This is a genomic window from Haloferula sp. BvORR071 (assembly GCF_000739615.1).
In the GTDB taxonomy this organism is placed as follows: Bacteria; Verrucomicrobiota; Verrucomicrobiia; order Verrucomicrobiales; family Akkermansiaceae; genus Haloferula.
In genome coordinates this window covers 1-12,886 of record NZ_BATP01000059.1, presented here as the reverse complement: position 1 = coordinate 12,886, position 12,886 = coordinate 1, and the positions used below count along the sequence as shown (strand labels likewise).

The 12,886-nt window shown below is 61.8% G+C and carries 12 protein-coding genes; 9 read left to right on the top strand and 3 right to left on the bottom strand.

The window, feature by feature from the left end:
- Nucleotides 1-70: 70 nt before the first annotated feature.
- The 5 genes from tgt to BV071_RS29115 all read left to right on the top strand — a co-directional run bounded on the left by tgt (nucleotide 71) and on the right by BV071_RS29115 (nucleotide 5,664).
- Nucleotides 71-1,201, top strand: coding sequence for a tRNA guanosine(34) transglycosylase Tgt (tgt, locus tag BV071_RS29135; protein WP_035615113.1), 1,131 nt, complete (start codon nucleotides 71-73; stop codon nucleotides 1,199-1,201).
- Nucleotides 1,198-1,551 (top strand): preprotein translocase subunit YajC, encoded by a 354-nt coding sequence (yajC, locus tag BV071_RS29130; RefSeq protein ID WP_075091038.1) that lies wholly within the window; start codon nucleotides 1,198-1,200, stop codon nucleotides 1,549-1,551. The genes tgt and yajC overlap by 4 nt, the downstream gene beginning before the upstream one ends.
- 56 nt (nucleotides 1,552-1,607) lie before the next feature.
- Nucleotides 1,608-4,058, top strand: coding sequence for a protein translocase subunit SecDF (locus BV071_RS29125; RefSeq protein WP_035615110.1), 2,451 nt, complete (start codon nucleotides 1,608-1,610; stop codon nucleotides 4,056-4,058).
- Nucleotides 4,059-4,301: 243 nt separating this feature from the next.
- Nucleotides 4,302-5,048 (top strand): hypothetical protein, encoded by a 747-nt coding sequence (locus BV071_RS29120; RefSeq protein WP_265595030.1) that lies wholly within the window; start codon nucleotides 4,302-4,304, stop codon nucleotides 5,046-5,048.
- A gap of 55 nt (nucleotides 5,049-5,103) precedes the next feature.
- Nucleotides 5,104-5,664, top strand: a complete 561-nt coding sequence (locus BV071_RS29115) for a hypothetical protein (RefSeq protein WP_035615104.1) — start codon at nucleotides 5,104-5,106, stop codon at nucleotides 5,662-5,664.
- 183 nt (nucleotides 5,665-5,847) lie between these two features.
- Here the strand turns inward: BV071_RS29115 and BV071_RS29110 are convergent, their stop codons facing one another.
- The gene (locus BV071_RS29110) at nucleotides 5,848-6,720 is read right to left on the bottom strand and encodes an EF-hand domain-containing protein (RefSeq protein ID WP_035615100.1); all 873 of its coding nucleotides are present in this window, start codon (nucleotides 6,718-6,720) and stop codon (nucleotides 5,848-5,850) included.
- A 147-nt stretch (nucleotides 6,721-6,867) separates the two neighbouring features.
- Here BV071_RS29110 and metF point away from each other — a divergent pair, with 147 nt between their 5' ends.
- A complete protein-coding gene (gene metF / locus BV071_RS29105; protein ID WP_035615098.1) occupies nucleotides 6,868-7,773 on the top strand; it encodes a methylenetetrahydrofolate reductase [NAD(P)H] in 906 nt (301 codons plus the stop codon).
- Nucleotides 7,774-7,940: 167 nt separating this feature from the next.
- Here the strand turns inward: metF and BV071_RS29100 are convergent, their stop codons facing one another.
- Nucleotides 7,941-9,602, bottom strand: a complete 1,662-nt coding sequence (locus tag BV071_RS29100) for a hypothetical protein (protein WP_035615096.1) — start codon at nucleotides 9,600-9,602, stop codon at nucleotides 7,941-7,943.
- A 113-nt stretch (nucleotides 9,603-9,715) separates the two neighbouring features.
- Here BV071_RS29100 and BV071_RS29095 point away from each other — a divergent pair, with 113 nt between their 5' ends.
- The 3 genes from BV071_RS29095 (at nucleotide 9,716) to BV071_RS29085 (ending at nucleotide 12,456) form a co-directional block, all read left to right on the top strand.
- Entirely contained in the window at nucleotides 9,716-10,498 is a 783-nt protein-coding gene (locus BV071_RS29095) for a segregation/condensation protein A (RefSeq protein WP_081886307.1), read from the top strand.
- A gap of 99 nt (nucleotides 10,499-10,597) precedes the next feature.
- Nucleotides 10,598-11,740 (top strand): hypothetical protein, encoded by a 1,143-nt coding sequence (locus BV071_RS33910; RefSeq protein ID WP_052574029.1) that lies wholly within the window; start codon nucleotides 10,598-10,600, stop codon nucleotides 11,738-11,740.
- 101 nt (nucleotides 11,741-11,841) lie between these two features.
- Nucleotides 11,842-12,456 carry a hypothetical protein gene (locus tag BV071_RS29085; RefSeq protein ID WP_035615094.1) on the top strand — a complete coding sequence of 205 codons (615 nt, stop codon included), beginning with the start codon at nucleotides 11,842-11,844 and terminating at the stop codon, nucleotides 12,454-12,456.
- Between the two features lie 165 nt (nucleotides 12,457-12,621).
- On the opposite strand, the gene infA is transcribed toward BV071_RS29085, so the two are convergent.
- Entirely contained in the window at nucleotides 12,622-12,804 is a 183-nt protein-coding gene (gene infA / locus BV071_RS29080) for a translation initiation factor IF-1 (protein ID WP_035615568.1), read from the bottom strand.
- Nucleotides 12,805-12,886 lie beyond the last annotated feature (82 nt).

The following is a 12,886-nucleotide window of genomic DNA, read 5'->3' as shown; positions in this document are numbered from 1 at the left end:
ACCCCTCCCCCCATGGGGACCGCATATTCCATTGCCCGCAGGGGATTTTCCCCGTAAACCCCGCGCCCCGATGTTCCAAGTCCTCGACCGCGATCCCTCCTGCGCCGCCCGCCGCGGCCGGATGGAGCTTGCCCACGGCACGGTGGAAACACCGATCTTCATGCCGGTAGGCACCCAAGGCTCGGTCAAAACCCTGCACCCCGACGAGCTGGAACTCCTTGGCTCCCAAATCATTCTCGGCAATACCTACCACCTCTGGCTGCGCCCGGGACCGGAGGTCATGCGGGAAATGGGCGGCCTGCACAAGTTTGCCACCTGGGACCGCCCAATCCTGACCGACTCCGGCGGCTTCCAAGTCTGGTCGCTGGCGAAACTCCGCAAGATCACCGAGGAAGGCGTCCGCTTCCAGAACCACTTGGACGGCTCCAAGATGCTTCTGACCCCGGAGCTGAGCATGGAAATCCAAGCCGGGCTCGGTTCGGACATCGCGATGCTCTTCGATGAGTGCCCGCCCTACCCTTGCGAACGGGAGTATGCCGAGAAGTCACTCGGCCTGACCACCCGCTGGGCCAAGCGCTGCAAGGACTGGGCCGAGAAGAACCAGCCCGCCAGCGGCAATGGCCGCCAATGTCACTTTGGCATCGTCCAAGGCTCAGTCTGGGCGGACCTGCGCGAGCGCTCGGCCCGCGAGCTCGTGGAACTTGGCTTCGATGGCTACGCAATTGGCGGAGTCTCAGTCGGTGAGCCGGAGGAAGAGATGATGAAGGCCGTGGAACACAGCGTGCCCTTCCTGCCGGAGGACAAACCGCGCTACGCCATGGGACTGGGAACTCCGCCGCAGATTCTGGAGATGATCGGCCGCGGCGTGGATATGTTCGATTGCGTGATGCCGACCCGCGTCGCACGCCATGGCCAGGCCTTCACCTTGGACGGGCCGATCCATATCAAGAATTTGGCCTACGAGCGGGATTCGCGGCCCCTTTGCGAGAGCTCCCATCCGCATGTCGCGAGGTTCTCCCGGGCCTATATCCGGCACCTCTTCCGGGCCGGGGAAATCCTCGCTTTGCGGTTGCTTTCCTTCCATAATCTTCATTTCTTCCTCCGCCTCACCGCCAACGCGCGGGAGGCTATCAGCGAAGGCAAGTTCCTCGAATTCAAGGAGTCCTTCATCCGCCGCTATACCCAGTCGAAATCCGCATGATGTCTTTTTCCCACCTGCTGCTCACCGCCGCCACCGACCCCGCAACGGGCCAAGGCCAGAATCCGCTGGGCGGCATGCTGATGACGTTCGTCCCGCTGATGGTGATGTTTTATTTCCTGCTAATCCGCCCCTCGCAGCGGCAGCGCAAGGAGGTGGAACAGCGCGTCGCAGCCCTGCAAAAGGGTGACCGGGTCATCACCACCGCAGGCATTCATGCCCTCGTCCACAATGTTGGAGAGAAAACTGTGACCCTCAAGGTCGCTGAAGGGGTCATGATGGAGTTCGACAAGCCGGCTATCGCAACGGTGATCAAAAAGGAGTCCGCGTCCACGGCCTCCGAATCCAAGTAAGTTAGTTAAGTTATCCACGCGCTGCCCTGCGCGTCATCCTGTAACGCTTTCCCGCCATGTATCCGCCCACCCTTCTCGCGGCTTCCCTGCTCAAGGACCCGATGCTCCTGTTCATTTCAGGACTCGCCCTGATGGTCCTGTTCTTCTGGTACTTCGCCACCGATATCGAAGTCCGGAAACGGAACGTCGGCACGATCCTGACCATCGGCACCTGCGTGCTCTGCACTCTGGCGATCATCCCGCCGAAGGAGACCCTGAAGGGCGGTATCGACCTCGTCGGCGGCTTCTCCTACACGCTGCAAGTCCAGCCGAAGATCGACGAGAACACCAACAAGCCGATCCCGCTGACCTCCGATGACCTGAAGCAGGCCCGGAGCATCATCGAGAAGCGCCTGAATGCCCTCGGCACCAGCGAAATGGAAGTCGTGGAAACCGGTTCGGACAAGCTCCTGATCCAGATTCCCGGCATCGCCGCCGAAGACGCCGAAGGCGTGCGGACCCAGTTGGAGAAGGTCGCCAAGCTGGAACTCCGCAAGGTGAACCTGGAAGGCTTCACCCAAGGGGGGCCCAACAACACCATTTTGGCCGAGCGCATCAAGAAGGGCGAAGCCCCGCGCATCCCCGGCTACACCGCTTACGAATACAAGCGGAAGCACGACGATATCGAACGCACCGACTATGTGCTGCTCTCCAACCGTGCCGCCCTGACCGGCAAGGATGTGCAGGAAGCCTGGCCGCAGCAAGACGCGGGCAAGATCTTCGTCTCGATCAACCTCACCACTGCCGGTGAGGACAAGATGATCAACCTCACCAAGGACATGACCCCGCACCGCGATTGCATCGCGGTGTTGATGGACAATGAAGTTCTCACCGCGCCGGTTGTCAACTCGGTGCCGCTCGGCAAGAACTTCATGATCGAAGGGCAGCAGAGCGTGGAGGAAGCGCGGTCCTTGGCAAACGCGATGAAGAACCCGCTGGAGAACCCGGTCCGGATCATCAACAAACGCGAGATCTCGCCCAAGCTGGGTGCGACTGTCATCAAGCAGAGCTTGATGGCTGGTGGTGTAGGCCTTCTGATCACCGCCCTCTTCGTGTTGATTTACTACCGCACCGCAGGCATCGTCGCCCTCGTCGGACTGGTGATCAACGGCCTGATGGTCTTCGGCGGCATGGCGCTGTTCCAGTTCACCTTCTCGCTGCCCGGCATCGCCGGTATGATCCTCACCATCGGCATGGCGGTGGATGCGAACGTGCTGATCTACGAGCGCTTGCGTGAAGAAATGGCCGCAGGCAAGTCGCTCAAGGTCGCGATCTCCCTGTCCTACGAAAAGGCCTTCAGTGCGATCTTCGACTCCAACATCACCTCGCTGATTACCGCCGTGATCCTTTTCTGGGTCGGCAGCGGCACGATCAAAGGCTTCGCGGTGACCTTGGTGATCGGCCTGGTGTCCTCGATGTTCTCGGCGATCCTGGTGACCCGCGTGCTGTTCCGCTGGTGCAACGACCTGAACCTTTTCAAGAAGCTCTCCTTCCTCGACCTGATCAAGTCGACCAACGTCGACTTCCTGGCGAAGAGCAAGCTCTCCTACATCATCTCCGGCCTGATGATCGCCGCCAGCATCGGCGCGGTCGCCGTCCGCGGCGAGCGCAGCTTGGGTGTGGACTTCACCGGCGGCACGATCCTGACCTTCCAGCTCGACGAAAAGCACTTGGACGCCCACGAGGTCGAGAAGTCGGTCGAGCAAGTCGAGACCGCCAAGCTGCCCTCCGTGCAGTCGGAAAAGTCGATCACCGGCGAACTGCTGACGATCCGATGCGGTGAAGGTGACGCGCCGAAGATCGAAGAACACCTGCGCAAGGCCTTCCCGGTGTTGGCCGAAACCAAGGAAGTGGACGGCAAGCAGGTGCCGGTCGTGGCCGCCAGCGTTGATGCCGTGGCCGCCTCGCTTGGCGCGGACTTCATCCGCGAGTCGCTGATCGCGCTGGGCCTCGGCCTTCTGGGCATCTTGGTCTATATCACCATCCGCTTCGAATTCTCCTTCGCGCTCGGTGGTTTCGTGGCGCTCTTGCACGACGTGGTGCTCTCCGCAGGTATAGTGATCCTGCTTGGCAGCGAGCTTTCGCTGATCCACGTCGGCGCCTTGCTGACCATCGCAGGTTACTCGATCAACGATACCATCGTTATCTTCGACCGTATCCGCGATTCGCTGAAGACTGGCGAGGGCGAGGTACGCGAGCTGATGAACGAGGCCATCAATGCCACCCTCTCGCGCACGATCCTGACCGCGTTGACCACCATCGTCACCGTCGCCCTGATCGCCATCTTCGGCAGCGCGGCACTGAAGGACTTCGCGATCATGATTCTGATCGGCCTGCTGATCGGCACCTACTCCTCGATCTTCATCGCCTCCCCGGTGGTGCTGTGGTGGAGCGAGCGCAAGGGCGGCCTGCGCAAGGAAGTCATGCGCACGACCCTCGCCGAGTCGGACATCACGGCGATGCCGTAAGTCTAGGCGCAAGGCCCGCGATTTCCAAAACGCTCCGACCCGAATGGGCCGGGGCGTTTTTGTTTTAGGGACCCATAAGGAGCAGCGACCTTACTGTCGCTGGCACCGGTCATGGAAGCAGCTCTCGGGGACCGCTCCGGGGACAGTAAGGTCCCCGCTCCTTATCCAAGGCCACCTTCCTTCCAAACCGCAATCCAGCCTGCCGCCTTGCAGAGCGGGAGGCGCGACCCCATGCTCGCCGCCGTGACCGCGAAACGCTTGCTCCTCCTCCTTGCCCTCGGCTCCCCTGCCCTCGCGTTCGCGGGTAGCGGCACTCCGCTTGAGACCACGGCTGCCGCCCCGCGGGATTCGGTGGCCGCTGATTCCTTGCCGATCGGGATCGAGGTGGTGACGGGCTATCGCTCGGAGTACATCAACCGCGGCTTCAAGCTGGCGGACGATTTCATCGACGTGCAGTTGGAGGCGGAAATCGCGCTTTCCAATGAGTGGGTGCTGAGCTTGGGCGCCTACTACGGCACTGGCACTGGCGATGAGGATTTCTCCGAGGCGGCCGGCTTCTTCGACCTGAAGTACGATACCAAGCAGTGGACTGCGGGAATCGCGACCACTTACCGGAACTATCAGGATTCCTTCTTCGAGGACGGCTTCGACATCAACCCGAGCTTCACCTGGCACTTCAACGATGACTGGGACTTGGGCGCGGGCGTGGCCTACGACACCGGCGACGGTGGCTGGTACGGGAATATCGAGGCCAACTGGTCGCATCCCTTGGGCAAGTCCTCCTTCGTCGCCGCCAAGCTAGGCACCAGCTTCACCAGCGACTACTATGGCAGCGACGGCTGGAACGACATCTACGCCCGCCTGAGCTACAGCTACGCCTTCAACAAAAGCGTCGCGGTCACGCCCTTTATCGGGACTTCGATCCCGATGGAGAGCAGCCCGGAAACCGAGCGCTTGTTCGGCGGGGTGTGGTTCGAGGTGAATTTCTGAGTCACCCGGCGCGCATCGCGCTTGTTGATTGGCGATTCCGGTCCTTCTTTCTCCCATGCTCCCCGTGATCCATCATCGTGCAGGCAGGGTGCTTGCCATCGTGTTCGCCTTGGCCGGATGGTTGAGCGGAAGCTACTGGCTCAGGGATCTAAGCGAGTTTGACCATCGGGTCTGGTGGCACCTCAGCGGAATCGCGATTTTCTTCCTACTGGCGGTGTTCTTGCCGGAGGAGCGCAAGATCCGGTCGATGAGTCGGCAAGGGGCGCTGCAGTTGATGGCCTTTGTGCTCTGGCTCCTGGCCGGGGATCTGGTGATGCACTTCAAGGAGCTGCAGGATGCCGTGGTGGCCCTTCTGCTGCTGGGGGCGCCGGTGCTGGCTTACTTCGTGAGCTTCTACCTGATCCGGGGATTCCGGGCTGCGCCGGAGTATGGGCCGGAGGTGGACGTGAAGAGCGGTGAAGCGGAAGAAGTAGGGCCTGCCCCTGTCCCGGTTTCGATTCCTGCTCCGGTGGAGAAGGTGGAGGTGAAGGAAGAAGCGGCTGCTCCGGTTTCCGATGACAGCCGAGTTGGAGGGCTGTTGGAGAAGTTGGAGGAGCCGGCGACGGGAAGGAGTTAGAGCTTCTCCTGTTCCGGCTGGCGCTATTATCGAGAGTGGCGGTAGACGCGCCTGGAACTCAAGTGGCGCGCCGCGGGGATGCCCCGCACGAAAAGCGGCGATGCTCGCGCGCACTCCAATAGCGGCTACGCCGCAAAAGGGCACACTCGCGCTGGAGAGGAAATGTCCCGCAGGCCGCGGTCCTTATTCCGGTTTCTTGCCGTCCTTGGGCTTGTCGGGGCGATCCGGGCGATCCGGATGGTCCGGGCGCTCACCGGGTGGTGGAACGTCTGAGGCGTCGAGCTTGAGGTCCTTGTTCTTGTCGAACTCGTTGAAGCGGTCCTCTTGCTGATCCTCGTTCATGCCCTTGACCCAAGGGATCTCGCGGAATTCCTCGAAGTTGAGGGAGCCGTTGCCGTCCTTGTCGTGATCCTTGATCATTTCGAGCAGACCGCCGCGGCGACCACCCTTGCCATCACGGCCGTCCCGGCCGTCGCGACCCGGTCCACGCTGTGGGCGGTCCTTGGCGGTCAGGACACCATCACCGTCGGTGTCCATGCGCTTGAAGATTTCCCGCTGGCGTTCCTCCGGCTCGTCCTTGACGCGGCCCCAGGTCTTGAACTCGTCAAAGTCGATCTTCTGGTCCTTGTTGGCGTCCGCGTCCTCAAGAGGGGGACCGCCGGGTCCCATCTTCCGCAAGACGTTCTCGATTTCCGCGGTGCTGATCTTGCCGTCACCGTCCTTGTCGAAGCGCTGGAAGAGCTCCTTGCGCTTCTCGTCATCGAGGAGACCCGGGCGCTTCATGGCGGCGAACTCGTCGGGCGAGATGAAGCCGTCCTTGTCGGTATCCGCGGTTTTCCATGCCTCGATCATCCGGCGGAAGCCTTCGCCCCGGCCATCGCGACCGTCGCGGCCATCACCGCCGCGCTGACCCGGGCCACGGGGGCCACCGGGTGGGTGGCCATCCTCTTCCTTGGGCGGGGCGGGAGGAGCCTTGTCCTCAGGCGGCTTCTCCTGTCCAGCCGCAGTAACGGCGAGGGTGAGAAGGGCGATCCAGGAGTAACGGGCGGCTTTCATGCAAGCGGGCAAGCGAGGAGATCTTAGGGAAATGCAGGTGGCCTGCGAGAGGGAAAACGTCCGGACCGGCCGGAAGTTGCGAGACTGCCGGGTTTTTTGCTCCCCCCGCTGCTCCCGCCGGGCCATCTTCGCCGCGCTTCGAAGCGCATGCACATCCGCGACATTCTCAACCGGCGCCGCCCGTCCTTTTCTTACGAGTTCTTCCCGCCCAAGACGGCAGCGGGGGCAGAGGACCTGTATCGGACGATTGTCGAGATGGAGCCCTTCGATCCTTCGTTCGTCTCCGTGACCTATGGGGCGGGTGGAAGCACCCGCGAGATGACCCACGATCTGGTCCTGCGGATCAAGCAGACCACCTCAATCCCGCCGATCCCGCACCTGACCTGTGTGGGCCACAAGGAGGAGGAAATCGCCGACCTCCTCCGCCGCTATGCGGATGCAGGGGTGTGCAACATCCTGGCACTGCGGGGTGACCCGCCGCGCGACTGGCCGGACTACGATTGGTCTGACTGCGACTTCCGCCACGCCGCGGATCTGGTGGCCTTCATTCGCAAGTTCAATGAGTCCGGCGGCCATCCGGATCCGCGTGGCTTTGGCATCGGTGTGGCGGGCTTCCCGGAGGGCCATCCTGCTACGCCGAATCGTCTGCTGGAGCTGGATCACATGAAGGCGAAGATCGATGCCGGCGCGGACTACATCTGCACGCAGCTCTTCTTCGACAACCACGACTTCTTCGACTATCGCGACCGCTGCCGCTTGCGCGGAATCGATGTGCCGATCATCGCCGGGATCATGCCGGTGACCTCGCTCTCCAGCATGGGCCGGATGGCCGAGCTGGCGGCCGGGGCGCGCTTCCCGGCGAAGCTGCTGCGGGCACTGGACCGCGCCAACGGAGATCCGGCGGCGGTGGAGAAAGTTGGCATCCACTACGCCGCGCAGCAGTGTGCGGAGCTGCTGGACCACGATGTGGATGGGATCCACTTCTACACACTGAACAAGAGCAAGGCGACGCGGGAGATTTACTCGAGCCTCGGGCTGGCGACGGCGAAGTAAAGAGAACGTGGCCTCTCCAGAGCCGCAACTGGATGGATTTCCGTTCGCCAAAGAGTTCGGTAAAGCCATCGCCTCCCCGTAGCGAAAGGGGTCACCCCTGAACTCAGACGCCGCTTTCCCGTCTCGTGGATCACAAGGTCGCGGCTCGGGAGAGGCCGCGCCACTTCTCAGTGCTTTTCGCTGAGCTCTTGGAGTTCCTTGGCCTGACGCGCGGTCACGTCGTGGATGGTGCCTTGCACCGGTACGTCGAAGGCGATGCGGTTGACCTGTGAGTCGACTTCGTAGTGCTGGCTGAGGGACTGCGAGGCATCGAAGGCATCGCCCGGAATGGACATGCGGAAGCCGCCCTCATATTTGATTGCCTGGGAATTCAGCTTCAGCTTCTCGTCCTCCAGAACGCGCTGGGTGTTGGCATCGGCGAAGCGGCCGAAGATTGGAGCGTCCTTTCCCTGATCCTTGCTGGCGCCGCCAGCGCCTTCCAAGGTGAGCTTGTCCTTGGGGTCCTGGTTCTTCGGATTGACATCGAAGACCGCGCTGCCCGGGGTGACCGATGCGGTGGTTTGCGCGGTTTCCTCCGGAATCACGGCCGTCACCTTGCCCTGCAGGGTGATCAGCAGCTCGGTCTTGTCCTCCCCGGGCTTGTCATCCGGACCCTTGGCCTTCTTGGCCTTGACCACATCCTCGGCACGGACGTCAACCCGGGAGAGGCTCATGGCACCGCCGCTGGTCTTGATGTGCATGCTGCCGTGGTTGAGATCCACCTTGCGGTAGCTGTGATAGAGGTCGAGTTCACCGAGCTTGCGGAGCAACTGGAACTGGTCGCGCAGGCTAATGGTGTTGCTGTCGTTCAGCACGATATCGCCTTCGAGTTGAACCCCCTCCACCGAGTTGGTGGAGCCGGAAAGCTTGAACTCGCCGGAGATCACGCCCTCCACGTAGGTCAGCGCCGAGTCCGGCAACAGGTTCGCAAGAGGAACCTTGGTGAGTTCGATCTTGCCGCTCAGCACCGGCTTGTCGCCGCCTGCGGCTTGCACGTCCATGAACTTCACGGTGCCGCCACCGGCCTTGAACTCGCCCTTGGTGATCTTCAGGCCGGATGGAGTGCAGTCCATGATCAGGCTTTCGATCTCCATGCCCTTCAGCCAGTTCTGCGAAAAGGTGCCGCCGCTGAACTCAAGGTGCCAGGCATCGCCGGAGGGCGTGGCCTTCATGCGGCTTTTGACGATCTTGCCGCGGGTGCGGTCGGAGTAGCCCCAGCGCACCGTGGCCTCATCCACCTCGACCGAGGAGAAGCGGAATCCCTGCCTGTCGCGGAACAAGGCCTGGGCCGATTCCTTCGCTTCGCGCGGGCTTTCGCCACCGGCCTTCACATTGATGTCCATCGACTTGGCAACGATGGTGCCGGCATTCCAATTGCCGGTGAAGCCGTCGAGGATGCCCATTTTGAACCTGACGTTGCCGGCATCCAAGGTGTGGAAAAAGCTGTCCTTGCCACCCTCCGCACCGATGCGGCGGACCTGCGCATCCCCCTGAATCCGTGAGAATTCAATGATCCTCACCTCGGATGCGTTGGCACCCTGCCTGAAGCCAGCCTCCAGATTCTCGACAAAGGATTTCGATCCAATGTGGCTGAACAGCCAGAATCCGAAGCCCCCGGCCGCCAGCACCAAGACGATCAGGACCTTGAGCCCGAGCCGGAACAAGTGGCTCATCGTCATCGCCCAGCCGCCACCGCCGGAAAGCGAATGCCGGAGCTGGAACCAGAACCCTTGGCTGGCGATCCACTGGCTCAGCTTCTGATTGAAAGACTGCGTCTGCTCGGCCTCCATAAGTACGAAGGCCTCCCTGAGGAGGCGGCGGAATTACAATCGCACTGAATGACAGGTTGCGAGTGCAAATTTCCCCTTCCCCGCCGCGAATCCATCCCCTACCAGTCCGCCTCGTGGACGCCGCCGAATACAAGGTCAGACTGGATATCTTCGAGGGCCCTTTGGATCTCCTGCTCTACCTGATCAAAAAGGACGAGGTGGACATCCACAATATCTCGATCACCCGCATTACCGCGCAATACTTGGAGTACATCGACACCTTCCGCATGCTGAACATCGATTTGGCGGCGGAATTCGTGCTGATGGCGGCCAACCTGATGTATCTGAAGAGCCGGACCCTGCTGCCGCGCGCCGACCAACCGCCGGAAGAGGATGCGGAGGAGGATGATCCGCGCTGGGAGCTGATCCGCCAGCTGATCGAGTACAAGAAGTTCAAGGATGCCGCCGGCTTCCTGAGCCTGAAGGAAGTCGAGCAGGAGGGCGCCTTCGCCTTCACCCCGGAGAAGCCGGAGCTGCCGGAAGAGCCGGTCTCGCTGGCGGAGGTCTCGATCTTCGACCTGATCCGCGCCTTCCAGAACGTGCTCAAGCGCTTCGAGGAGTCGCACGACCTCGGCGACATCGTCGACGACCGCTACACGGTGGCGGACAAGATCGAGATGCTGCTCTACCGCTTCGTGCCGGGGCAGGCGGCGAAGTTCGATTCTCTGTTCGAGACCGCGACCACCAAGGCTGAGGTGATCGTCACCTTCCTGGCGGTACTGGAGCTGATGAAGATGAACCAGTTCGTGATCCGCCAAGCCTTCTTGCTGGGGGAGATCGAGATCGAGCGGCGCCTGCACACCGCCCCCGCGCATGTGGACGAGGGCGAGGAAGAACTGGAGGAGAGCCCGGCCTAAGACAGGCCGGAGGGCGGTGATTTGATTTGTCCCGATTTCCCAGCACATCGCTGGCTTTCGGGACAAGACTTGCGGCGGCGTTTCGGGTATCAAGGCGGGATGACTGCCCGTAGATCCGTATTCGCCGCTCTGCTTGCGCTCGCGGGCCTAGCCACTGCCGAAGAAGCACCGCGCCCGCGCCTGCAGATCCTCAATGGCACCGCGCAGACGGTGGATGTGTTTTGGCTGAAGTCTCCCACCGAGCGGGTGCCGAACGGCTCGATCGAGCCGGGACAGGACCGGGTGATCACGACGACACTGGGGCATCAGTTCGCGATCACGGAGCGCGAGGCCAAACAGGAGGAGACGGTCACTTCACAAGTGCCAATCCAAGCGTATCGCTTCGATCCCGGGAGTGCGGGCGGAATTCCGGCCTTCTACACCCAGCGAACCGAGGTGCGCGGCTTGCCGATCGTGGCATCGGCGAAGGTGAATCCTTATGCGCTCAAGGAGGCTGCTTACATTTGCGGAATGATGCTGGGCAAGCGGCCAGACGTTCTCAAGGCGATGGTCACGAGCGGCGCGCGGCTGTGCATCATGGCGCACGACGAATTCACCACCGACCTGCCGGAGTTCACGCGGATGGGTGACGAGAAGGTGCCCGGCTTCGAGAGTTTTTCAGCGAAGGATTACTGGGACACGCGCGCCCGCGGCTTGGGCGGCAGCGAGGAGGATCCCTTCTGCACCTGTGCGGAGGAAAACGTGCTGGGCTTCGAGGGCGATCCCTATTCCACGGAATGCATCCTGATCCACGAGTTCGCGCACAACATCCACCTGCGCGGGCTGCTGAACGTGGATCCGACTTTCGATAAGCGCCTGAAGGCTTGCTACGATGCCGCGATGAAGGCCGGCCTGTGGAAGGGCAAGTATGCGGCGACCAACCACCACGAGTACTTCGCGGAGGGCGTGCAGTCGTGGTTCGACAACAACCGCGAGAACGACGCCGACCACAACCACGTGAACACCCGGGCGGAACTGTTAGAGTATGATCCCGGCCTGGCAGCGATCTGCAAGGAGGTCTTCGGCGATACCGAGCTGAAGTACACCAAGCCGGCAACGCGCCTGACGGGCCACATGGAAGGCTACGATCCCGCGAAGGCCCCGAAGTTCGAATGGCCGGAGCGCTTGAAGGCGGTGAACGAAGCGATCCGCGGCAAGGCGCGGGCGCGGGATCAGAAGGCGAATGCGGGAGACGGGAAGTAGATCTTCGCGAGGCCAGTGAGCCACACAGGAGATTGCGGCGGGTTCTGATCCGTTGTAGAAAGATCGCACGCGGGCTGAAGCTATCCGCTAGGAATGCAGCCATGAAGATTTGTCAGATCCCCTGCGCGATCACCGCGATGCTGTTAGCAGCCATACCAGCGGCCAAAGCCGGCGGTGAGGGTGGCGTGCCGTTTACCCTCACCGAAGCCAAGCTTTCGACCCTCTTTGCAGGATACAGCTTCAATCTCAAGCTGGATGACAAGGGCCAGTTGCAAAGCTTGGCAGGCACCTACAAGGGCAAGGAATTCAAGGTGCCGAAAGCAGAGCTTCCGGATCTCAAGGAAGTCGATCTCCATGGGGCCCACCTGAATGCCCTAGGCCCCGCCTCGGCCGGACCCTTGGAGGCAATCATTCTTATTATCCCCTTTTCCTCGGAGTTCCGGAAGGATCCCGACTATGGAACAGAAGCGGAGAAGGATCATGACGACCCAAGCAGGGTGAGTGACAAGGTGCAGGTGACGAACGTCATCCGGATCCTCTTTTCAGGAGGCAAGTTCGCCAGGTGGGAAAAAGCCACCTCGCTCGGTGAGGACAGCCACGCTTGGAGGCTTTCCTTCAAGGACGCAGGGAATCCTGAGGAAGACAATGGGAAGCACGATTCCTTGGGGAATCCCTACTGGACGGTAGAAGCCTCGGGGTATTGGACGAGGCGGTAAGAGGACGGGACGATCAAGCGAGGGGACAGGTCACGAACGCCTGAGACAGGAGCGCGGTCACGTTGCTACAAACCTTCACAGCTGGCGGCAGCGAGGGACCGTTCTGCGGGGCATGTGCTACACGCTCCCAAGAGCTGACGCGTCCCTAAGTCGGGGACGCGCTCCTCAACCCAAGCGGTAGGTGATGCGCGCCTTCGACACGTCGTAGGGCGACATCTCCATCTTCACCTTGTCGCCGACGACGAGGCGGATGAAGCGCTTGCGCATCTTGCCGGAAATGTGAGCCAGCACTTCGTGGCCGCTCTGGAGCTGCACACGGAATTGGGTGCCAGCCAAGACCGAGGTAATGGTGCCTTCGACCTCGACGGACTTTTCCTCGCCGTCGGGCCCGAGTTTGCGCGCCCGCGGGCCTCCACGGGAACCACGACCG